At 64.5% G+C, this 20,934-nt stretch carries 19 protein-coding genes; 4 read left to right on the top strand and 15 right to left on the bottom strand.

Annotation, left to right across the window (positions count from 1 at the left end):
• Positions 1–2: 2 nt before the first annotated feature.
• The 4 genes from pdxA to IVA78_RS33070 are packed head-to-tail and all read right to left on the bottom strand — an operon-like array spanning position 3 to position 4,532.
• Positions 3–1,040, bottom strand: coding sequence for a 4-hydroxythreonine-4-phosphate dehydrogenase PdxA (pdxA, locus tag IVA78_RS33085; RefSeq protein WP_247276895.1), 1,038 nt, complete (start codon positions 1,038–1,040; stop codon positions 3–5).
• Positions 1,037–2,143, bottom strand: coding sequence for a four-carbon acid sugar kinase family protein (locus IVA78_RS33080; RefSeq protein WP_247420197.1), 1,107 nt, complete (start codon positions 2,141–2,143; stop codon positions 1,037–1,039). Before IVA78_RS33080 ends, pdxA begins: the two co-directional genes overlap by 4 nt.
• A complete protein-coding gene (locus tag IVA78_RS33075) occupies positions 2,140–3,585 on the bottom strand; it encodes an FAD-binding oxidoreductase (protein ID WP_247276893.1) in 1,446 nt (481 codons plus the stop codon). Before IVA78_RS33075 ends, IVA78_RS33080 begins: the two co-directional genes overlap by 4 nt.
• A gap of 26 nt (positions 3,586–3,611) precedes the next feature.
• The gene (locus IVA78_RS33070; RefSeq protein ID WP_247276892.1) at positions 3,612–4,532 is read right to left on the bottom strand and encodes a dihydrodipicolinate synthase family protein; all 921 of its coding nucleotides are present in this window, start codon (positions 4,530–4,532) and stop codon (positions 3,612–3,614) included.
• Positions 4,533–4,634: 102 nt separating this feature from the next.
• Between IVA78_RS33070 and IVA78_RS33065 the strand changes: the two genes are divergently transcribed.
• Positions 4,635–5,486 carry an IclR family transcriptional regulator gene (locus IVA78_RS33065; protein WP_247276891.1) on the top strand — a complete coding sequence of 284 codons (852 nt, stop codon included), beginning with the start codon at positions 4,635–4,637 and terminating at the stop codon, positions 5,484–5,486.
• Positions 5,487–5,501: 15 nt separating this feature from the next.
• On the opposite strand, the gene IVA78_RS33060 is transcribed toward IVA78_RS33065, so the two are convergent.
• Genes IVA78_RS33060 through IVA78_RS33045 form a run of 4 tightly spaced genes read right to left on the bottom strand, consistent with a single transcriptional unit; the run spans position 5,502 to position 9,132 of the window.
• Positions 5,502–6,404, bottom strand: coding sequence for a ribonuclease Z (locus IVA78_RS33060; protein WP_247276890.1), 903 nt, complete (start codon positions 6,402–6,404; stop codon positions 5,502–5,504).
• Between the two features lie 28 nt (positions 6,405–6,432).
• Positions 6,433–7,410 (bottom strand): antibiotic biosynthesis monooxygenase, encoded by a 978-nt coding sequence (locus IVA78_RS33055; RefSeq protein ID WP_247276889.1) that lies wholly within the window; start codon positions 7,408–7,410, stop codon positions 6,433–6,435.
• A gap of 11 nt (positions 7,411–7,421) precedes the next feature.
• Entirely contained in the window at positions 7,422–8,819 is a 1,398-nt protein-coding gene (guaD, locus tag IVA78_RS33050) for a guanine deaminase (protein WP_247276888.1), read from the bottom strand.
• 16 nt (positions 8,820–8,835) lie between these two features.
• A complete protein-coding gene (locus IVA78_RS33045; protein ID WP_247276887.1) occupies positions 8,836–9,132 on the bottom strand; it encodes a hypothetical protein in 297 nt (98 codons plus the stop codon).
• A gap of 488 nt (positions 9,133–9,620) precedes the next feature.
• On the opposite strand from IVA78_RS33045, the gene IVA78_RS33040 reads away from it, so the two are divergent.
• Positions 9,621–10,205, top strand: a complete 585-nt coding sequence (locus IVA78_RS33040; protein WP_247276975.1) for a DUF1349 domain-containing protein — start codon at positions 9,621–9,623, stop codon at positions 10,203–10,205.
• Positions 10,206–10,278: 73 nt separating this feature from the next.
• Here the strand turns inward: IVA78_RS33040 and IVA78_RS33035 are convergent, their stop codons facing one another.
• On the bottom strand, positions 10,279–10,881 hold the full coding sequence (locus tag IVA78_RS33035) for a TetR/AcrR family transcriptional regulator (RefSeq protein ID WP_247420201.1): 603 nt from the start codon (positions 10,879–10,881) through the stop codon (positions 10,279–10,281).
• A gap of 199 nt (positions 10,882–11,080) precedes the next feature.
• Here IVA78_RS33035 and IVA78_RS33030 point away from each other — a divergent pair, with 199 nt between their 5' ends.
• Positions 11,081–12,325: an efflux RND transporter periplasmic adaptor subunit gene (locus IVA78_RS33030; protein WP_247276885.1), complete on the top strand. Its 1,245-nt coding sequence runs from the start codon at positions 11,081–11,083 to the stop codon at positions 12,323–12,325.
• Between the two features lie 184 nt (positions 12,326–12,509).
• Complete coding sequence (locus tag IVA78_RS33025) at positions 12,510–15,698, top strand: multidrug efflux RND transporter permease subunit (protein ID WP_247420207.1); 3,189 nt, start codon at positions 12,510–12,512, stop codon at positions 15,696–15,698.
• A gap of 247 nt (positions 15,699–15,945) precedes the next feature.
• On the opposite strand, the gene IVA78_RS33020 is transcribed toward IVA78_RS33025, so the two are convergent.
• From IVA78_RS33020 to IVA78_RS32995, 6 genes are all read right to left on the bottom strand, one after another.
• Positions 15,946–16,443 (bottom strand): hypothetical protein, encoded by a 498-nt coding sequence (locus tag IVA78_RS33020; protein ID WP_247276883.1) that lies wholly within the window; start codon positions 16,441–16,443, stop codon positions 15,946–15,948.
• Positions 16,444–16,543: 100 nt separating this feature from the next.
• Complete coding sequence (locus tag IVA78_RS33015; protein ID WP_247420213.1) at positions 16,544–16,990, bottom strand: MaoC family dehydratase; 447 nt, start codon at positions 16,988–16,990, stop codon at positions 16,544–16,546.
• Between the two features lie 436 nt (positions 16,991–17,426).
• Positions 17,427–17,849, bottom strand: a complete 423-nt coding sequence (locus IVA78_RS33010) for a hypothetical protein (protein ID WP_247276882.1) — start codon at positions 17,847–17,849, stop codon at positions 17,427–17,429.
• A 12-nt stretch (positions 17,850–17,861) separates the two neighbouring features.
• Positions 17,862–18,083 carry a hypothetical protein gene (locus IVA78_RS33005; protein WP_091888574.1) on the bottom strand — a complete coding sequence of 74 codons (222 nt, stop codon included), beginning with the start codon at positions 18,081–18,083 and terminating at the stop codon, positions 17,862–17,864.
• Between the two features lie 110 nt (positions 18,084–18,193).
• A complete protein-coding gene (locus tag IVA78_RS33000) occupies positions 18,194–19,012 on the bottom strand; it encodes a lytic murein transglycosylase (protein ID WP_247276881.1) in 819 nt (272 codons plus the stop codon).
• 40 nt (positions 19,013–19,052) lie between these two features.
• The gene (locus IVA78_RS32995; RefSeq protein WP_247276880.1) at positions 19,053–20,906 is read right to left on the bottom strand and encodes an NAD(P)/FAD-dependent oxidoreductase; all 1,854 of its coding nucleotides are present in this window, start codon (positions 20,904–20,906) and stop codon (positions 19,053–19,055) included.
• Positions 20,907–20,934 lie beyond the last annotated feature (28 nt).

The following is a 20,934-nucleotide window of genomic DNA, read 5'->3' as shown; positions in this document are numbered from 1 at the left end:
TCTCATGACTTGGATGCGGAAGCGCCTGCGGCCAGCCGCTCGGCATAATCGATGGCCTCGATCAGGCTGTGCTCGTTGGCTATGCCCTTGCCGGCAATGTCGAAGGCGGTGCCGTGATCGACGGAGGTGCGGATGATCGGCAGGCCTAGCGTGATGTTGACGCCGGAGAGCTCCTGCCAGCGGCCGGTCGCGGGATCGACCTGGAAGCCGAGCAGCTTGACCGGGATGTGGCCCTGGTCGTGATACATCGCGACCGCAGCATCGTACTGGCCGGCGCGCAGCTTGACGAAAATGGTATCGCCAGGCACGGGGCCGACGACGTCGAGACCGTCGGCGACCGCCCTGGCGATCGTCGGCGCCGAGACGTCGATGTCCTGCCGGCCGAACAGACCGCCCTCGCCGGCATGCGGGTTGAGCGCAGCGATCGCGATCTTCGGCCGTTCGATGCCGAGCCGGCGCAGCGCGCCATCGGTGAGGTCGATCACCATGCGCAGGCGCTCCGGCGTCAGGCGCTTCGGCACGTCCTCCAGCGCGACATGGGTCGAGACATGGCTGACGCGCATGTTGCCATGGGCCAGCAGCATTACCGAGCCGCGCACGCCGGTGAGATGTGCGAGCATCTCGGTATGTCCAGGAAAATGATAGCCGGCCCTGTTGAGCGCTTCCTTGTTCAGCGGCGCCGTGACGATGGCGGCGGTGCGGCCCGCCTGCGTCAGGCGCACGCCCTGCTCGATCGCTTTGTAGGCAAAGCGGCCGCCATCGGCGCTGAGCACGCCAGGCCTGATCGGGTCGCCCTCGACGTCGGCCTGAAGAAAACAGAGATTGGACCAGTCGGGGTCCTCGACACTGACTTCGGGAATGGCGACATTGGCGCCGAGTGCCGCTCTCGCGCCATCAAGCGCCGCGCCGCTGCCGATGATCAACAGGCGCAGATCGCCCTTCGTGATCCGGTCCTTCAGCGCGACGCAAGCCTTGACGATGATCTCCGGCCCGATCCCGGCGGGATCACCCATGGTGATGGCAAGATGACAAGAGGTCATGTCGGGCTCCCCATATTGAGCAAATGATTGTCCCGGAGTAGATCGCGCCAGAGCTCGCTTGGTCCGAATGCACCGGATTTCGAGATGACGTCGACGCCGGCCCAACGGCCGCCCTGCAAGATCGAGCGCGGCAGTCCCGGCACAATACGTCCCGTCACCTGGAGCGCATGCGCGCCAAGGGCAACGCACGCCGCCTTCAGGGTCTCGCCGCCGGCAACGATCAGCGTGCCCGGAGGTTCGAGCGCCGCGATCAGTGCCGACATTTCGCGCGCAATCCGCCGCGCCGCCTCGGCGCGGGCCAGGCCCTCGGCGAGAGCGAATTTGACCAGTGCCACGCCGTCATCGGCAAGCTTGTGCCGGACAGGCGCCGCGCTCCCGCCTTCCGCAAGTGCGATGGTTGCCGCGCCGCACGCGGCCAGCTGAGACGCAGTCGCAGGCTGATCCGAGCCGAACAGCCCCAGCACCGGCAGCTTCAATTGGCCCGGCGCCTCGGCGCGATGGCTGCGGGCGAGCGCGCCGGCGAGCCCACCGCTTCCGCACCACAGCACAGGCCCTGGCATCCGCCGTCCCATCTGGACGATACGATCGAGGTCGATATCACTTTCGGCATCGAAAACCTGAACGCCGCCCTGCGATAGCGTATCGGCCCCGCCCTGCCGCGCCTCGATGTCTTCCTGCCGCAGCTCGGTCAGGAGATTGTCGCCGACGCGATGCCACTCGCCTTGTAGCGTGCGCGCGAATTGCTGGCCATCCACGGTGCGGCGCCCCTGATAGTCGAAGGCGGGCGCGACTACGCAGGACGCCCAATCGCCGCTATGCAGGCAGGCGCCGAGCTCGGCCGCCCACGCGCCACGAAGGAGACTATCGACCTTCTTGTAGGCGATCGTCGCCCCGCGGAGCTGCGGCGCCAGTCGTCCAACGATCTCGACGCTCTTGGCTTTCGACCGCTCGCGGGTACCGCTATCGATCGCGAGGCTCCGACTGTTCGGTACTGCAGGCGCAGGTAGCCAGGTGACGTCGAACGGCCCGCACAGACCGACGAACTCCGCCGCGGTGTCGAGTGCACCGGAGAGATCGTCGGCAAGCAGGCGGACGCTCGTCATCGTCGCGCGCCTCCGGCACTAAAGATCTTGCCCGGATTGATCAGTCCATTCGGGTCGAGCAAGCGCTTGATATCACGCATCAGCTCGATGTCGAGGGGATCAGTAACGCGAGCGAGGCGGCCGCAATTGGTGATGCCAATGCCGTGCTCGGCACTGATGGCTCCGCCCTGCGCGGCGGTCTCGTCGTCGACGATCTCGTTGATCTCCGCCACCAGCGCGGCCGTGGCAGCGCCATCCTGGCAACGCGCGCGGTCAATCAGGGCGATCACGTGGATGTTGCCGTCGCCGATATGGCCGTGCATCACGACGCGCGCATGCGGGACGGCGGCCTTGATCCGGGCTTCGACATTGGTCACGAAGGCCGCCTGCCTCTCCAGCGGCACCACGCTGTCATGCGACACGACATAGCCGCTGCGCTTGTTGCCTTCGGACACGCTGTGCCTGACCACCCAGATCGCCTTGGCTTGCGCAAGGTTGGACGCGAAGATCACGTCTTCAGCGAGCCCGGCCTCCATCGCTGCCGCGAGCACCGTGGCGAGCGGTTCGTCGAGGTCAACGCCTGCGAGCGTGTCGGTCAGTTCGACGATCAGATACCAAGGCGTCGTCAGCTCGAATGGGATCGTGACATGCGGCACGGTCTGCGCAATCGCTTCGATTTGCGAGCGCGACATGATCTCGAGGCTGCCGAGCCGGTCGCCGACTGTGCCGCGCAGGCGCTGCATGATCTCGAGCGCCTGCTCGACGCCTTGCAATTTCAGCAGCGCCAGCGCGAAGCTGCGCGGCGGTGCAAACAGTTTCAGGACCGCCGCCGTGACGATGCCGAGAGTGCCTTCTGCGCCGATGAAGAGCTGCTTGAGCGCGTAACCGGTGTTGTCCTTGCGCAGCGCGCGCAGGCCGTTAAAGACACGCCCGTCGGGCAGCACGACCTCGAGCCCGAGGACCAGATCGCGTGTCGGTCCGTAGCGCAGCACGGCCGTGCCGCCGGCATTGGTGGAGATGTTGCCGCCGATCTGGCAGGAGCCCTCGGCACCCAGACTCAAGGGAAAATAGCGATCGACGCTACGGGCTGCGTTCTGCACCTCGGCGAGGATACAGCCAGCTTCCACCGTGATCGTGTTGGCGAGCGGGCTGACGTCGCGCACGGCCCGCAGACGGTCGAGCCGGATCACGACATTGCCCGCACGATCGTCCGGCGTCGCGGCCCCGCACATGCCTGTGTTGCCGCCCTGCGGCACGATCGCGAGCTGCCTTGCCGCGCAGTATTTGACGATTGAGGCGACCTCGGCGGTCGAGGCGGGCTTCACCACCGCGATTGCGCGACCGTGATAGCGACCGCGCCAGTCCACCACATAGGGCTCATGGTCGGGTCCGGACGGGATGACGTGCTTGTCGCCGACGATGTCAGCGAGCCCGGGCAGCGCATCCTGGAAGGAGTCGGACATCGGATCGCCTCGCTGCCGCGTCGCGACTAAACGGCGGCTGCGAATGCGGCGGCATCCGCAAGCAGCTCTTTCACTTGGGCCGACGCTAAGGATTCCAGCGGCGGACGTAGCCGTTGCCATCCGGCATGGCCGGTGCGCTCGGCCACCAGCGCCTTCAATGACGCCATCTGTGCGAAGCGCGAAACCAACTCGCGCGCCTTGACGATACGCGCTTGCGCCGCCTTGAGGGCGGCGTCGTCGTCGCTGTCGCGAAAATGCTTATAGACATAGGCAAGGTCGCGCGCGACGAGATTGGAGGTCGCGGTGATGCAGCCGGCACCACCCTTGCGGAGCAGCGGCAGCAGCAACGGATCGGCGCCGACCAGTACCGAAAAGCCGGGGAAGCGCTCGACCATCGCGGTCATATTGACGAAGTCACCGGAGGAATCCTTGATGCCGGTGAACGTCGCCGGATAGGCCGCACGCAATCGCTCGATCAGCGCATGCGAGATCGGCTGCGCTGACATCTGCGGGATGTGATAGAGCACGATCCTGAGCCTGGCATCGCCGATGCGCTGCACGACCTCACTGTAGGATGCGAAAATGCCGTCGTCGGTGACGCCCTTGTAGTAGAACGGCGGCAGCATCACCACGGTGTCGACGCCGACCGAGAGCGCATGACGCGTCAAGGCGATGGTCTCGCTGAGCGCGGCGACACCGGTGCCCGGAAGAAGCCGCTGCGGCGCGATGCCGGCGGCCACCACCGCTTCGAGCAGCGCGATGCGCTCGGCGGCCGAGAACGAGTTCGCCTCGCCGGTCGTGCCGAGCAGCGCGATGCCGTCGCAGCCTTGGTCGAGCAGATAGCGGCAATGCGCGACGAAGCGCGCATGATCGGGAGCGAGCTCGGCGTCGAGCGGCGTCAGCGCGGCGGAGAACACGCCATGAGGGTGCAGCGATGATGTCGACAAACTTCCTCCCATCCTTAAATCGATATTGTTCGGAATGCGAACATTTGTTATGCAGTTGGCCCGTGGTAAAATCAGCTTGCCGCCACGTCAAGGGGACATGTCATGGCGAGACATTCGCACGTGCCCAAGGTCGAAAAGAAGGCCACGAAACGCGTACCGGGCGCTGGCGCAACGAATCCAAAGAACTACGTCGCATCCGTCGGCAAGGCCTTTGCCGTGCTCAAGAGCTTCACCGGCGAAGCCTTCGAGCTCACCCTGAGTGAGATTGCCGCACGGGCCGACCTCGATCGCGGCACCGCATTCCGCCTGATCCAGACCTTGATCGAACTTGGCTACCTTCAGGCCGTTCCGCAGAGCCGCCGGTTTCGCCTGGGCGTTGCCTGTCTCGACCTCGGCTATACCGTGCTGTCGCACGGATCGCTGCGGCCGATCGTCGAGCCGCTGCTGCGCGACCTCGTTCCTGATGTCGGCGATGCGGCCTCGCTCGGCATCCTCGATGGCGGCGACGTGGTCTATCTCGCACGGGTCGGCGCGGGCCTCGATCGTCACAAGATGGATCGCCGGCCGGGCACGCGAATCCCGGCCTATAGCGCCGCGCTCGGCCATGTCATGCTGGCGCATCTGGCGCGGGACGAGCAGATCGAGCGGCTGGAGTCGCGACCGCGCGTCAAGCTGTCGGAGCGAACGCTCACCGACCTCGACGCCCTGCTCGCCCGACTCGACCAGGTGAAAAAGAAGGGGCACGCCGTCTCCGACGGCGAGAACGCCTACGGCCTGCGCACGCTGGCAACGCCGATCTTCGACGCTCAGGGGCTCGCGATCGGGGGATTGAGCGTCACCATCGATGCGGTGCGCATGGACATGCCGGCCTTTCGCGATCAGGCGCTCCCGCGCCTGATGCAGGTGACGCGCCAGGTGCAGGACCTCGCCATCAAGTCGGGATTGACGACCTGAACGCCGTCGCGAGTGCTAGACGGCAATGCGGTCGAAGTCGGCAGCTATCCGGGTGTTCGGAAAAATTCTGGCTGCCTCCGCAAGGACCTCATCGTCGTCATAGCGGCCCGACTGATGCGTGAGCACAAGCTGGCCGACGCCGGTTTCGGCCGCAAATGCAGCCGCATCGCGCGCAGTGAGGTGCCCATAGTCCCGCGCGGTCGATGCGTCGCGATCGAGGAACGTTGCCTCGATCACCAGCAGATCGGCGCCAGAAACGTATTTGGAGAGGTCTTCGGTCGTTTCGGTGTCGCCGATCACGATGAGCTTCCTGCCGCCGCTCGGCGGCCCCAGGACGTCTCCCGGGTCGATGGTTCGATCAGCGAGCACGACTGCTCGTCCCGCAGCCAATTCTCCCCGCATCGGCCCGTCTGGAACGCCCAGCTCAGCAAGGCGCTCCGGCCGAAGACGGCGGCGGGCGGGACTCTGGAAGGCGAAGCCAAAACTGTCGGTGTCGCGATGGCGAACCGGAAAGCAGCCGATGGTGAAGGCGCCGGCATCGATGACCTGCCCTTCGGTCAGCGGCGCGAACTCCACCGCGATCGGCGCCCTGCCCGCGCCCCACAGGCTTGCGAGCAGGCGGACGACGAGGTCGAGCGTGCGCTGCCCTGCATGAACGGTCATCATGTCGGCGCTCTGCCGCAACCCCAGCGTTGAAAAGAGACCGGGAATGCCGAGCACGTGATCGAGATGGGCATGCGTCAGCAGGATGCGGTCGAGCCGCCGAAAGCCGGCGCCAGCGCGCAGCAACTGGCGCTGCGTGCCCTCGCCGCAATCGACCAGAACGCGCTTGCCCGCCGCCTCGACCAGGAGCGCCGGATGGTTACGCTCCGCCGACGGAACACTGGCCGAGGTTCCGAGAAATGTCAGGGCGAACATGGTCTCACGTGTCCAGCTGTGGACGGTCTCACCGCCCCCAATGCCATGCGAGCAGCAGCGCGTACAAGCCCATCGACGCGGCATAGAGCGCGGCGAGGAGTGCGTATCCTGCGATCTGGCGTCCGATCCTCGCCTTCGGCGCGATCCACCAATCGAGCGCCTTGAAGGCGGCGGGCACCAGCCACCAGCCGAGCAGCTGGGTGCTGACGAGATTGCCGACGAAGAGCGACAGCCAGACCGGCACGCCGTGGCTGTCGATCAACGGCGCGCTGATGAAGTAGCCCCAGAGGTAGACGACGGGATAGAGCACCAGAAGGACGATGAGATTGCTCTTCCAGATCAGGCCAGGTCCTTGCTCCGCCGCCTTGCCGGCCGGGAACCAGAAATTGAAGCCGTAGCTCGCCCGCTTCACGCTCATGCCGGCGTTGAAGCGCTCGCCTTCCCTCAGCAGCGACTGCCGCAACGGCGAGTCCAGCCACGCATTGAGGTTGGCATCACAGTCGAACGACAGGATGATGATCCATTCGTCGTGCAGGCCCGGAATCGGTCGCTCGATCTTGTGGCGCAAAAATCCCTTGAACTCGGCCTCCGCGGCCTGAATGCGCTGCTGCCATTTGAGGAAGGCGTCCTCGAGTCCGTCCGGCACCTTGAAAGAGATCACGGCAGAGACTGCGCTCTCGCGCGGCACGCCGGTGTCGGGCAGGATGTGGACATCCTCCGAACCGACGAAGAAGCGCTGCACCTCCGCGATGAGCCGCGCCCGCACATCGCTCTGAAGCCAGGCGCGGGCTGCCGCCGGGCTCGCGAAGCGCAGGATCGTCACCCAGTCGACATGCGCCGGCGGTTGCGGCGGCACCACCTCCTGGCTGAGGAAGCCGGGCCAGGCCTTGAGCACGTCGCCGACCTCGCCGTTCCACCGCGCGAACGCGGCGAAGCCGTCGTCGGCGATGCGGCGCTGGATGACGAGGGCGACCGGCTGTCCGGCCGTATCAGGAGATGCGCTCATGAGCAGCCGCCTCAGCTCTTCTTGTAGAGACGCTTGCCCATCACCCAGGTCTCGTCGACGCAGCGATCGTCGCCGACCATCATCACGGCGAAGAGCATGCTCGCAGCCTCGTCCATCGTGCGCGGCCCGCCGCCCTCGGCGATCAGCGACTGGTGCCAGGGCTGCGCGGCTTGCCCGCCGTTCGGATCGAGCGCGACGAAATCAGCCTCCTTGCCGGGTTCGAAATTGCCGAGCTTGTCGTCGATGTAGAGGCCTTCGGCACCGCCAAGCGTGATCGACCAGAAACCGCGATACGGCGAGAGCTTGTTGCGCTCGGCTTCAGCGAGATCCTTGCGCGCCGGATCAATGCTGCCGTCGAGCAGCGTGTTATTGCACATGCCGACCTTGTAGGCATCGTCGAGCACGGAGATCATGGAGAAGCGGTTGCCGCCGCCGACGTCGGTGCCGAACGACATTTTCACGCGATGCTCCGGATCGGTGGCGCGGCCAATGCGGAACAGGCCGCTGCCGAGGAACAGGTTCGAGCACGGGCAGAACACCACCGCGGCGCCCTTCTTCGACATGCGACGGAACTCGTTGTTCGAGAGGTACACGCCATGGCCCCCGGAGAATTTCGGACCGACGAGATCGAACTTCTCGTAGACGCCGAGATAATCCTGACAGTCCGGGTGCTCGACGAGCACGCCGCTGCATTCGGCCGGGTTCTCGGAGATGTGGGTGTTGACCCAGCAGTCCGGATGCTCATGCTTGAGGCGCTGACACGCTTTCAGCAGCTCCGGCGAGGCACCGAAGGCAAAGCGCGGCGTGATGGCATAGAGGTTGCGGCCCTTGTTGTGGTACTGCGCGATCAGCCGCTTGCTGTCGCGATAGAAGTTCTCGGGCGTGTCGACATAGTCAGCCGGGGCGTTGCGATCGATGCCGGTGAGGCCCGCGATCACACGCATGTTGCGGCGGGCTGCCTCCTCGAACAGCTCCTCGGTCGACACTGGCGACGAGCTCGTGAACGCCTGGCACGTCGTGGTGCCGGAGGCCAGCAGCGCATCGAGGAAGCGCTTCACGCCCTCGCGGGCATAGTTGCGGTCCTTGTATTTGAGCTCTTCCGGATAGATCCACATCTGCAGCCACGGCAGCAGTTGTTCGCCATAGGCGCCGAGCACCCGGGTCTGCGGCAGATGGATGTGGCCGTCGATGAAGCCCGGGACGATGATGCGGTCCTCGATATGGGTGATCTGCACGCCCGGATGCGCGGCGGCAATCTTGTCATACGGGCCGAACGCCTTGATGACGCCGTCGGTGACGACCATGAGGCCGTCCTGGTGAAAGCGCGCGGCGGCCTGCTCGTTGCCGATGTGCCTCCAGGGATCGTCGACGAAGTCGAAGAACGTGCCGCGAATACCGACGGAGGTCATGATTTGGTTCCTTCCTCTAAGTCTGTGTGGCGTGGCCCGCTGAGGGCAGCGCGATCGCAGGCAGCGTGCCCCCAACAGTGCAGAGGCCGAGATAAACCCAATTGCTCGGCGCCTGCGTCGCTTCAGGCAGCACCGCCGCGATCGCCATGGCGCCGCTCACCGCGAGATGGCAGGGCGCGCTGATGAGACCGCCGAACAGGCCGTGGCTGCGCTCGTCCTTGGAATTTGGCTGAACGGCACGACGCCCAGCAGGATCGGCACGACCCTTCCGTTCGCGCGCCCGGCGTCGGAAGCAGGTGCAGTCATGGCTCACGCCCCTCGGTCTCCGCCGGCCGCGTCTTTCGTGCCCGCAACGAGAGGCGACGATACAGGTTGCGGATCTTGACGCACGGAGCGTGCCAGAACTGTGTGTAAAAACCCTTAGGAGTTACCGTATCCATGCGGAGACTTGACCGCTGATGCCGTGGCCGGAGGGCTCAGAACAAAAAACGCGAAAACAACCCCATGCACAGTACAAATCATTGATGAATTTCAGGCCGAAGCGTTCAGCCAGGCCATTTGACTCGTCGGGCAAAACAGGCGCAGACTTGCATGATCGCCGATCGTGAAATCCGACATCGCGCCGACGCCGTTAACGTTTCGGAAGGCATCGCCGCTTCGAACGCGCGCGCTTCGACATCAGGTCAATTGTCGAAGACGCGAGGCAGCGCATTTAATCCGCGCTCGATCTCGGTTTGCACAACGCCACGCTTGTCCGGCAGATGGATTGAGTCCGGCAGGCGTCGGCAATCGAGGTTAGAGATGACTCTCCGCAGAACCGACGGTGTGTGGCTGAATGAACCGGAACGATGGACGGCTGAGGGCGAGAGCCTAAAGATCATCACTGACAAAGGCACCGACTTCTGGCGCGAGACCCACTATGGCTTTAATCGCGACAGCGGGCATTTCCTGGGCTTTCCAACCGGCGAAGCATTCACCGCCAGTTTACGCGTTCAGGGCGACTTCCAGGCGCTCTACGATCAGGCGGGCATCATGGTGCGCGTCGACGCGGAGCATTGGGTCAAGGCCGGGATCGAACTCTCGGACGACCGCGCCATGCTCGCGAGCGTGTTAACCAACGAGCGATCGGACTGGGCCACGGCATCCTATGAGCATGATGCTGGCGATTTTTGGGTGCGCGCGACCGTCGCCAACGGCGTCCTTCGTTTGCAAGTTTCGGCCGACGGCAAGTACTGGCCTCTGATGCGGCTAGCACCGTTTCCGGCAGCGAGCTCCTATCTTGTGGGGCCCATGGCCTGCACACCGGAACGGGCAGGGCTAGAAGTCGTATTCTCGACGTTTCATCTGACACCGCCGCTTGGAAAGGACCTACACGACCTGAGCTAAGTGGCCGTTCTGCAATCTCGCTCGCTGTCGCGCGGACAGATCGACGTTCACCACAGAGCCGTCCCGCTCGCCTCTACTCTCGCTCCGACTGCGCCTCGACCGCCTGTACGGCGACACTTGCCACCTGCCGCAGCGCCTCGCGTTCCGCGCCCGAGGACGCCATCACGCCCATGCCGACCGCGACGGCGGAGACGTAGCGCGCGAGCGCGGCGGGATCGGCGCTTTCCTTCAGATCACCTTCGGCTTTGGCGCGAACAAAGCGGTCGTGGAGCTGGTCTTCGTTCTGGGCGCGGCGGGCGGCGAGCTCGAACGGGACGTTCTCGGAGCCCGTACCGCAGGCGATGCCGCCTTGCACCAGCAGGCAGCCGGGCGGATTCGCCGGATCGGTCTGCTTGTCGGCGATGCCCATCAGCATCCGCTCGGCGACGGCGCGGGCGGTGGGTGCCGCGACCACCTCGTCCATCCAGACGGCGCGCAATTTGGTGTAGCGGTCGAGCGCGGCCTTCAGCAGGCCTTCCTTGTTGCCGAAGCAGGCGTAGAGACTCGGCGGATTGATGCCCATGGCCTCGGTGAGCTGGGCAATGGTCGCGCCCTCATAACCATGGCGCCAAAACACTTCCATCGCCTGATCCAACGCCGTCTCGGCGTCGAATTCGCGGGGGCGTCCCATGCCCATGTGCCTGTCTCCTCGGAATTGGCGCCCTGTAGTGACCTAACGCCTGATCTTATCTAGTTGTTCTGGCTTTCTTTTTCTTGTGTCTTCCAATCGTCGCGGTATCGACGTACAATTTTCTTCGTGAATGATACATAAGTATCTTGCACTGCGGCATCCAGCTCCACATCTGTAGTGAACACTACATATCTGGAGCGCGCAAATGCACCCCTCCCAAAATACCGCCCGCACCGGCCGTTTCCGCCGCCTCCTCGGTGGCGTCGCCATCGTAGGCGCCCTCGCCGCCGCCGGCTCGATCGCGACCGGCCGCTACTTTCACGCGGCGCAAGCGACCGCACCGGCGGCCGCAGCCGAACAAGCCGTTTCCGTCACCGTCGCGATGATCGAGCCGCGGCAAACTGTGCTGTGGGACGATTTCTCCGGCCGGCTGGAGGCCATCCACCGAGTCGAGCTGCGCCCCCGCGTCGCGGGGGCGATCCTGTCGACCAATTTCACGGAAGGTACGTTGGTGAAGGCCGGCGACGTGCTGTTCAAGATTGATCCGGCGCCTTACGCGGCGGAGGTCGACAAGGCCAACGCCCAGCTCGAAGCCGCCAAGGCGCGCGTTGTCTTTACCCAGAGCGAGCTCGAGCGCGGCGCGCAGCTGGTCGGCAACGCCGTGGTGACGCGGCGCGACTACGACCAGCGCGAGAATGCCAGTCGTGAAGCGATTGCCAACGTGAAGGCGGCCGAGGCAACGCTGCAGACCGCAAAGCTCAATCTCGGCTACACCGAGGTGCGCGCGCCTGTGGACGGCCGCGTCGGCAAGATCGAGGTCACGGTCGGCAATCTCGTCGCCGCCGGCACCGCCTCTCCCGTGCTGACCTCGCTGGTCTCGGTCAATCCGATCTACGCCTCGTTCGACGCGGACGAAGAGGTGGTGCTGCGCGCGCTGAATTCCATTGCAGACGGCTCCGGCCAACGCGGCAAGCTCGACCAGATCCCGGTGGAGATGACGACCTCCGGCGGCCTCTCGGCGAAGGGCCACATCCAGCTGATCGACAACCAGGTCAACGGTCAGAGCGGCACCATCCGCGTCCGCGCGGTTTTCCCCAACGAGGACGGCCGTCTCATCCCCGGCCAGTTCGCCCGAGTGCGCATGGGGCAACCGAAGCAGCAGACGCTGGTCATGATCGACGAGCGCGCGATCGGCACCGACCAGGACAAGAAGTTCGTGATGGCGGTCGGTGACGACAGCCGCGCGGTCTACCGGCCGGTCACGCTCGGCGGCGCCGTCGATGGGCTCCGCGTCGTCACCTCGGGCCTGAAGCCCGGCGACCGCGTCGTCGTCAATGGCTTGCAGCGCGTGCGTCCCGGCGCCCTGCTCAAGACGGAGGTGGCAGCGATGGGCGCGCGAGGGCCGCAGCAGGCATCCAACCACAGCAACCAGGACGTGGTGCAACGCTAGTGTCTGTCATTCCGGGGTGCGCGTAGCACGAACTACGGTGCGCACGCGCGCACCTGAGAATCTCGACATTTTGAAACTCCGACCATCTCACCTTCAGATTCCGGGATCGCGGGCTTCGCTCGCGCCCCGGAATGACGGCGGAGGGGGTCGGAGACGCGGGAAGACATTGCCCAGGGGCAAAGCCATGAATCTTTCAAAATTCTTCATCGATCGTCCTATTTTTGCCGGCGTGCTGTCGGTCCTGATCTTCCTTGCCGGCCTGATCTCGCTGTTCGCGATGCCGATCTCGGAATATCCCGATGTCGTGCCCCCGTCCGTCGTGGTACGCGCGACCTATCCCGGCGCCAACCCCAAGGTGATCGCGGAGACGGTGGCGACGCCGATCGAGGAGCAGATCAACGGCGTCGAGAACATGCTCTACATGTCGAGCCAGGCGACCACTGACGGCGCGATGACGCTGACGGTGACGTTCCGCCTCGGCACCGACCCCGACAAGGCAACGCAGCTGGTGCAGAACCGCGTGCAGCAGGCCGAACCGCGCCTGCCCGCCGTCGTGCGCCAGCTCGGCATCATCACCAAGAAATCGTCGCCCGACCTCACCATGGTCGTGCACCTGCTGTCGCCGAACGGCCGCTACGACATGACGTATTTGCGCAACTACGCGGTGCTCAACGTCAAGGACCGGCTCGCGCGGATTGACGGCGTTGGCGACGTGCAGCTCTATGGTGCCGGCGATTATTCGATGCGGGTCTGGGTCGATCCGCAGAAGGCCGCCGAGCATGGCCTGACTGCGAGCGACATCGTGAGGGCGATCCAGGCGCAGAACGTCGAAGCCGCCGCCGGCGTCGTCGGCTCCTCCCCGAACGTCAAGGGCATCGATCTCCAGCTCTCCGTCAATGCCGAAGGGCGGCTCGCGAACGAAGAACAGTTCGGCGACATCGTGGTCAAGACTGGCGCGCGTGGTGAAGTGGTGCGCTTACGCGACGTCGCTCGCATCGAGCTTGGCGCGTCCGAATACGGGCTGCGCTCGCTGCTCGACAACAAGCAGGCGGTCGCGATCCCGATCTTCCAGGCGCCGGGCTCCAACGCGCTTGAGATCTCCGACCACGTCCGCGCCACCATGGCCGAGATCAAGAAGAACATGCCCGAGGGCGTGTCCTATCAGATCGTCTACGACCCGACCCAGTTCGTGCGCTCGTCGATCGAAGCGGTCATCCACACGCTGCTGGAGGCCATTGCGCTGGTGGTGCTGGTCGTGATCCTGTTCCTCCAGACTTGGCGCGCCTCGATCATCCCGCTTCTGGCCGTGCCGGTGTCGATCGTCGGCACATTCGCAGTGATGCATGTGTTCGGCTTCTCCATCAACGCGCTCAGCCTGTTTGGCCTGGTGCTCGCGATCGGCATCGTCGTCGACGACGCCATCGTCGTGGTCGAGAACGTCGAGCGCAATATCGAGGCGGGGCTATCGCCGCGCGATGCCACCTATCAGGCGATGCGTGAGGTCTCCGGCCCGATCATCGCGATCGCGCTGGTGCTGGTCGCGGTGTTCGTGCCGCTCGCCTTCATCTCCGGCCTGACCGGGCAGTTCTACAAGCAGTTCGCGTTGACGATCGCGATCTCGACCGTGATCTCCGCGGTCAACTCGCTGACACTGTCCCCGGCCTTGTCGGCGCTGCTGCTGAAAGGCCATAACGAACCGAAAGACAAGCTGACGCTGATCCTCGAAAAGACGCTCGGCTGGTTCTTCCGCGGCTTCAACAAGGGTTTTACGCGCTCCTCGGAGAATTACAGCGGCAGCGTCACCAGAGTGATCTCGGGCAAGGCCGCGGTGATGGGCCTCTACGTGGTCCTGGTCGGCCTCACCGCCCTCTTGTTTCAGCAGGTGCCGAGCGGCTTCGTGCCGGGCCAGGACAAGCAATATCTGGTTGGCTTCGCCCGCCTGCCCGATGGTGCCACCCTCGACCGCACCGAAGAGGTGATCCGCAAGATGAGTGACATCGCGCTGACCCAGCCCGGTGTCGAGAGCTCGGTCGCCTTCCCGGGCCTGTCGATCTCCGGCTTCACCAACTCTTCCAATGCCGGCATCGTGTTCTCGACCCTCAAGCCGTTCGACGAGCGCAAGGACCCTTCGCTCAGCGGCCCCGCCATCGCGGCCGATCTGAACAAGAAATATGCGGGGATTCAGGAAGCCTTTATCGCCATGTTCCCGCCGCCGCCGGTCAATGGTCTCGGCACCATCGGCGGCTTCAAGCTCCAGATCGAGGACCGTGCCGGTCTCGGCTATGAGGCGCTGAACGAGGCGACCAAGGCGTTCATGGCGGCGATGCAGAAGGCCCCGGAGATCGCCGGCGTGTTCTCGAGCTTCCAGGTCAACGTGCCCCAGCTGTTCGCCGACATCGACCGCACCAAGGCGCTCCAATTGGGCGTGCCCGTGACGGAGGTGTTCAACACGCTTCAGATTTACCTCGGTTCCTACTACGTCAATGACTTCAACAAGTTCGGCCGCACTTATTCCGTCCGCGTGCAGGCTGACGCGCCGTTCCGCGCTCGCGCCGACGACATCAGGCAGTTGAAGGTGCGCTCGTCCTCGGGCGACATGGTGCCGTTGTCGGCGCTGCTCACGATCCGCCAGAGCGCGGGGCCGGAGCGCGCGATCCGCTACAACGGCTTCCTGTCCTCCGACATCAATGCGGCCGCCGCTCCCGGCTTCTCCTCCGGCCAGGCGCAGGAGGCGGCGACGCGGATCGCCGCGGAAGTGCTGCCGCCGGGCTTTGCCTTCGAATGGACCGATCTGACTTATCAGGAGTTCATCGCCGGCAATTCCGGCGTCTGGGTGTTTCCGCTGGCCATTCTGCTCGTGTTCCTGGTGCTGGCCGCACTCTATGAGAGCCTGACCTTGCCGCTCTCGATCATCATGATCGTGCCGATGGGCCTGCTGGCCGCGATGTTCGGGGTCTGGATTTCGAAGGGCGACAACAACGTCTTCACCCAGATCGGCCTGATCGTCCTCGTGGGCCTCTCGGCCAAGAACGCGATCCTGATCGTCGAATTCGCGCGCGAGCTCGAGTTCGCAGGCCGCACGCCGCTCCGCGCCGCGATCGAGGCGAGCCGGCTACGGCTGCGCCCGATCCTGATGACGTCGATGGCGTTCATCATGGGTGTGCTGCCACTGGTGCTCTCCACCGGCGCGGGCTCGGAGATGCGGCGCGCCATGGGCGTTGCCGTGTTCTCCGGCATGATCGGCGTCACCGTGTTCGGCCTGTTCCTGACGCCGGTGTTCTATGTGCTGCTACGCACCGTCACCGGCATGAAGCCGCTGACGCATCACGGCAGCGACACCAGCGCGGCACCGGTTCAGGGTTTGGGGCACTAGATCAAGGAAATCCCCGATACCAGCAACAGAACGAGCACGGTCTTGCGAAAGACCGTCTCGTTGACGCGGTGGACGCGATCACACCGAGCCCAGATCCCGCGAACCAGGCCGGCAGGCTGATCGCCAAGTCGACGAAGACCTTCGCCGACCGAATATTGCGCCGGAGCGCCCACAAATGGGTGGCCTGCACGCCGATGCTGCACGCCATCATCAGCAGGCTCGCCGGCTCTTTGCCGGTATCAGGTCTCTACTTCCTGTTCTCCTCGCAGAACTTCAACGCCGCCAGCGCTTCGCCGGCCCGCGGGATCTGCATCTCGATGCTGTCATCCTCATCGTCCTCGAAATCGAGCGCGGGACGCTTGGCCTTCGACAGCCGGTCCATGATCGACTGATCGTATTCGAAGATGCCGCGCACGGTGGTCTTGTCCATGACCTCCCACTTCGCCTTCTTCATGATGTCGGCGTCATCGGTGCCGACGTCGGCCCGGAGGATCTCGCCGATTTTGTCCCATTCCCAGCCGTCGTAGATCATGACGATCACGATGGCCTTGTCGGAATAGGTGATCACGATGACGTAGTCGCGGTCCTCGTCGTCCTTATCCTTGTAGCCCCGGCTCGCGTTGCAATGGGTATCCTGCGTACGCTTCTCGATGGTCCAGTCGCCCGCCCTGGATTGTTGCGCGGGCGCCGCGCCGGTGCTCAAGGCACCCGCGAGCAAGCTAGTTGCGAAAAGGAACCGTTTCATCTCTGCCTCCAGCTCTTCCCCGGGGCCGAGGTGACCACCTCTGCCGGCCGCCCGGAAGCATCTCCGGCGCGGCGTGAGGTCAATGGTGACGCCGGCGGCCTCAGCTCCGCCGCGGCACGATCGCGATCGGGGTGAAGGTGTAAACCTCCTCATCGTTCTGATTGAACATCGTCCACTTCACCAACGCGATGCCCTGCGGCTTCGACTTCGAAGGCGTCAGGTTCATGACCTCCCCGACCAGATGGAGGCGGTCATTGGGCCGCACCGGAATCGTCCAGCGCAGGCCATCGACGCCCGCGCCGATGAGCGGATGCGGACCAAAAGGTCGGGTCTGGATCGCAAGATTCATGGCAATTGCGGCGGTGTGCCATCCCGAGGCAGCGAGCCCCCTGAACAGGGTCTCCTTGGCGGCCTCGTGGTCGAGATGCATCGGCTGCGGATCAAATTCGGCAGCGAACCGCTTGATGTCGGCCTCGGTGACCTCGACCTCCGGTGATCTGAACCGCATTCCGACCGAGAGATCGTCGAACCATTCGACCTGCGCCATGATTTTGCCTCGCAATCTGATGCACCGCCTGCGAAGTCACGGTTCAAAGGCTTGAGCAATAGCGGGACCGCAGCGCACAAACCGGCCCCGGGGGTTCCCGGCGAAACCCCTTTCCCGATGCGACGAAACATGCCTGAAACAGATGGCCGGTTAAGTGGTTGTCAAAATAAATACAGGGACGGCCACCATGCAATTCCTCTTCGACCTGATCTACGAATATTCATGCTGCCAGAATCTCGTCGCCCAGCCGCTGGGGGAGGACGTGCTATGATCGAGCTGATCTCTGCCCTGCTTGCCCTTTGCAGTGTTGGCGTCTTCGCTGCGCATGCGCTGGATGCCTACCGCACCACGCACTCCTGACCGACATCGTCAAGCTTACTTCACCTCGCCGCGTTGGGGAGAGGTGAGCATCAGGCGCATCCATGTCCTTCCGGCGCTAGAATGGGCGCCGGTAGAAGTGCTCCGAATGCGTTGCCGGCGGAAACCGATTGGCGAGCGCAAGCGCTCCCCTTTCGTCGGTCTCAAGGGCGATCTTCTGCGCCAGCATCACGTCGCCGGGGACGAGGAAGCCTGACGGGACGAAGCACCACCCCATGGTCGCTCGGCCTTCACCGTCGATTTCGTGGACGTTGGCGGCAGTGCCGTAATGAATGCGATAGGTCTTGCCGGTGTCGCAGCCGACGACGTCGAAATACCGGTGCTCCTCGAATTGCGCGCATTGTGCGGGCGACAGCCATTCGGAGAGCAGCCGGCGGCCACGGGCATCCGGCGTGTTCTCGCCGAAGAAGCGCCGATAGAGTTCACGCAGCGCATGCAGACGCGCACGCGCCGGCGCGCGGAGCCAAACTGCCGCAATCATGAGCAGCTCAGATCAACCGCCAACCAGGCGCGGATAGAATAGCGTTTCTTCCGCGGTCGGGTCGAACGATCTGATACGGGTGACCTCGCCGGGCCCGGTTCGCAGCGCCGCAGTGAAGCCGGCTCCGGTCAGCTCCCGAAAGCGCCGTTCGGCTCGCGCCAGCGCTTCGGCATTGCCAGGATCAAACTCGTGGCGTGTATCGCCGGTCTGGTCCATCACGATCTGGGTTGCCATATTGAGTCTCCTCATGCCCACCCCTGAACCTGATCAAAGCAAACCTCGTGCCCTCAGTTCCTGATGGCAACAACTTTCTCGCATCGACGCATCACGCCTTGCTGAACGGCTTAGCGCAATGCTGCCGCCCCTCCTCCCTCATCGATCTGCCGGCCCATCAGCGCGATCGCTTTCTGATAGACGCCGGCAGCATTCCAAGCCTCGATGGCGGCGAAGTTCGGCTCGCCCGGCTGGTAACCGGCTCCTGCGCGCCAACCATGGGCTTTGAGGAAATTCGCCGTCGAATTCAGTGCGTTGGCAGCCACCTCGAGATTGCCGGTGCCATAGGCCAGGATGTTCTTGGGCATGAACTGGGTCTGGCCGACCTCGCCATGCATGGAGCCCCGGGTCGATCCCGAAAGCGTGCCGCGGTCGATCAGCTTCAAGGCGGCATACAGCTGGTCGGTGAAGAATTCGGGACGGCGGCAGTCGTAGGCGAGGGTCGCGATCGACGACAGCATGTTCTGGTTGCCGCGCTGGCTGCCGAAACCGGTCTCCATGCCCCAGATCGCGATCAGCGGCCCGGGCGGCACCCCGTAGCGCTGCTGGATCGAGGCGAACAAGGCGGCCTGCGACTGCTTGAGCTGCCTGCCTTTGGCAACGATGGTGGCGGCGCCGCGCTTGGCAAGGAACTGGTCGAGCGTCAGGGAAAAGCTGCGCTGGCCGCGATCGGCGGCGATGGTGGCGCTGGCATAATTGGTCTGCATTAAGGCCGAAAGCGCGGTGGGGCCAATGCCTTTGCCCTGCGCCTCCTGACTGAACTCGCGCTTCCAGGCCTCGAAGCCCGCCGGCGAGCTGCCGCATTGCGCAGCCTCGACCGTAGGTGCCAGGCAACCAAGCAGCACCATCGCGCCAAAAGCCGCCCCCGCAACAGCCCTGCCCCTGATCATATCCACTATCTCCCGTCCTGTACCGATCTGCGGCGCAATCTTACCCGCTCGGAGGCGCCGACTCCATGGCGCGATCATAGGACAAGTCCAGCCCGGCCAGATTACCCTCCTTCCGCCATGTGTCGAGCAGCCGCAGGAATGCCACCGGCCCGCGCCAATATTGGCTGTTTCTTGCCGCGATCGGATCGAACACGCCTTCATTATTGTAGTAGCCGGGCGTGCATTCGGCGAGATAGGTCTGCCGGCCGAGCGCGGCCTTGACGACTTCGTCGACCCAGGCCTTCTCGGCGGCGAGCGTCGGCTCCAGGGTTCGCGCCTTGCGCCTGCGCACTTCTGCGATCACATAGGCAATGTGCTGCGACTGCTCGTCGATGATGTGCGGAAAATTGGCGCTCTGACCGGCCTGCACCGTGACGATCAGGAAACAATTCGGGAAGCCGCGGCTATAGAAGCCGTGCAGCGTCTTGACGCCGTCGCGCCAGCGCTCGGACAGGCTGACGCCATCGCGGCCATAGACCTCAAAACCCATGCGGCGGGCGTAATCAGTGCCGACTTCGAAGCCGCTGGCATAGATCAGGCAATCGAGCTCGTAGGCCTTACCGTCGACCACGACCGCATTCTCGGTGATGCACTCGACGCCCTGCCCTTTGGTGTCGACGAGATGCACGTTGGGACGGTTGAAGGTGTCGAGATATTCGTCGTGGAAGCACGGCCGCTTGCAGAATGCCTTGTACCAGGGTTTGAGCGCCGCCGCGGCCGCCTCATCCTGCACGATCGTATCGACGCGGGCGCGGATCTCCTCCATCTTGCGGTAGTCGGCCTGCTCGATCACCCTGAGTGCCTCTTCCAGCGAGGTCACCGGCTGGGGCTGGCGGCGCGGCGCCAGCAGGATCTCGCCGAGCAGCCCGGTCCAACCGTCCTGGACCAGATCCCGTTCGACCGGTTCGCCGGAGATGACCGCGGTGAAATTGTCCATGCGCTCGCGCTGCCAGCCGGGCTTGAGGCTTTGCGCCCAGGCTTGATCCGTCGGACGGTCGTCGCGAACGCCGATAGCGGACGGTGTGCGCTGGAAAACGTAAAGCGCCTTTGCCGAGCGCCCGAGATGCGGCACGCATTGCACGGCGGTTGCGCCGGTGCCGATGATCCCGACGCGCTTGTCAGCGAGGCCGGTGAGATCGCCCTCTGCAGTGCCGCCAGTATACGCGTAGTCCCAGCGGCTGGTGTGAAAGCTGTGGCCTTTGAACGTCTCGATGCCGGGAATGCCGGGCAGCTTCGGCCGGCTCAGCGGACCGCCGGCGAGAATGACGAAGCGCGCGCAGATGCGATCGCCACGATCAGTCTCGACCAGCCAGCGCGCCTCCTGCCCCTGCCATTCCATCCGTGAGATGATCGTCTGAAACAGCGCACGCGCGTAGAGATCAAAATGACGACCGATGCGGCGGGAGTGCTCGTAGATCTCCGGAGCGCGCGCGTATTTGCGCACCGGCATGTAGCCGGTCTCCTCCAGGAGCGGCAGGTAGATGTAGCTTTCGGTATCGCAAGCAGCTCCGGGGTAGCGATTCCAGTACCAGGTGCCGCCGAAATCGGCGGCCTTTTCCACGATGCGGAAATCGTCAACGCCGGCCTCGCGAAGGCGCGCACCGCACAAGAGGCCGCCGAAGCCGCCACCGACGACGAGAACTTCGGTCGCTTCGCTGACAGGTGCGCGTGTGAGGCAGGGATCGGCCCAGGGATCGTCGAGATAGCGAGCGAAATCGCCGGTCACCTCGACATATTGTGCCTTGCCTTCGCTGCGCAAACGGCGGTCGCGCTCGTCGCGATAGCGCGCACGGAGGGCGGAGATATCGACGCTAGATTCCTTCGCCGCACCGGTCTTGTGTTTTTCCGCTGACATTCGTCTCCTCCACGGCAAACACCACTTC

It is taken from the genome of Bradyrhizobium sp. 137 (assembly GCF_023074095.1).
Taxonomy (GTDB): domain Bacteria; phylum Pseudomonadota; class Alphaproteobacteria; order Rhizobiales; family Xanthobacteraceae; genus Bradyrhizobium.
Note: the sequence above shows the minus strand (reverse complement) of the source record. Positions and strands in the feature narration are given on the sequence as shown.

What these genes read in the sequence shown, in the direction of transcription:
- pdxA (WP_247276895.1), bottom strand. Translation starts at nt 1,040, where the DNA reads ATGACCTCTTGTCATCTTGCCATCACCATGGGTGATCCCGCCGGGATC.
- IVA78_RS33080 (WP_247420197.1), bottom strand. Translation starts at nt 2,143, where the DNA reads ATGACGAGCGTCCGCCTGCTTGCCGACGATCTCTCCGGTGCACTCGAC.
- IVA78_RS33075 (WP_247276893.1), bottom strand. Translation starts at nt 3,585, where the DNA reads ATGTCCGACTCCTTCCAGGATGCGCTGCCCGGGCTCGCTGACATCGTC.
- IVA78_RS33065 (WP_247276891.1), top strand. Translation starts at nt 4,635, where the DNA reads ATGGCGAGACATTCGCACGTGCCCAAGGTCGAAAAGAAGGCCACGAAA.
- IVA78_RS33060 (WP_247276890.1), bottom strand. Translation starts at nt 6,404, where the DNA reads ATGTTCGCCCTGACATTTCTCGGAACCTCGGCCAGTGTTCCGTCGGCG.
- IVA78_RS33055 (WP_247276889.1), bottom strand. Translation starts at nt 7,410, where the DNA reads ATGAGCGCATCTCCTGATACGGCCGGACAGCCGGTCGCCCTCGTCATC.
- guaD (WP_247276888.1), bottom strand. Translation starts at nt 8,819, where the DNA reads ATGACCTCCGTCGGTATTCGCGGCACGTTCTTCGACTTCGTCGACGAT.
- IVA78_RS33040 (WP_247276975.1), top strand. Translation starts at nt 9,621, where the DNA reads ATGACTCTCCGCAGAACCGACGGTGTGTGGCTGAATGAACCGGAACGA.
- IVA78_RS33035 (WP_247420201.1), bottom strand. Translation starts at nt 10,881, where the DNA reads ATGGGCATGGGACGCCCCCGCGAATTCGACGCCGAGACGGCGTTGGAT.
- IVA78_RS33030 (WP_247276885.1), top strand. Translation starts at nt 11,081, where the DNA reads ATGCACCCCTCCCAAAATACCGCCCGCACCGGCCGTTTCCGCCGCCTC.
- IVA78_RS33025 (WP_247420207.1), top strand. Translation starts at nt 12,510, where the DNA reads ATGAATCTTTCAAAATTCTTCATCGATCGTCCTATTTTTGCCGGCGTG.
- IVA78_RS33020 (WP_247276883.1), bottom strand. Translation starts at nt 16,443, where the DNA reads ATGAAACGGTTCCTTTTCGCAACTAGCTTGCTCGCGGGTGCCTTGAGC.
- IVA78_RS33015 (WP_247420213.1), bottom strand. Translation starts at nt 16,990, where the DNA reads ATGGCGCAGGTCGAATGGTTCGACGATCTCTCGGTCGGAATGCGGTTC.
- IVA78_RS33010 (WP_247276882.1), bottom strand. Translation starts at nt 17,849, where the DNA reads ATGATTGCGGCAGTTTGGCTCCGCGCGCCGGCGCGTGCGCGTCTGCAT.
- IVA78_RS33005 (WP_091888574.1), bottom strand. Translation starts at nt 18,083, where the DNA reads ATGGCAACCCAGATCGTGATGGACCAGACCGGCGATACACGCCACGAG.
- IVA78_RS33000 (WP_247276881.1), bottom strand. Translation starts at nt 19,012, where the DNA reads ATGATCAGGGGCAGGGCTGTTGCGGGGGCGGCTTTTGGCGCGATGGTG.
- IVA78_RS32995 (WP_247276880.1), bottom strand. Translation starts at nt 20,906, where the DNA reads ATGTCAGCGGAAAAACACAAGACCGGTGCGGCGAAGGAATCTAGCGTC.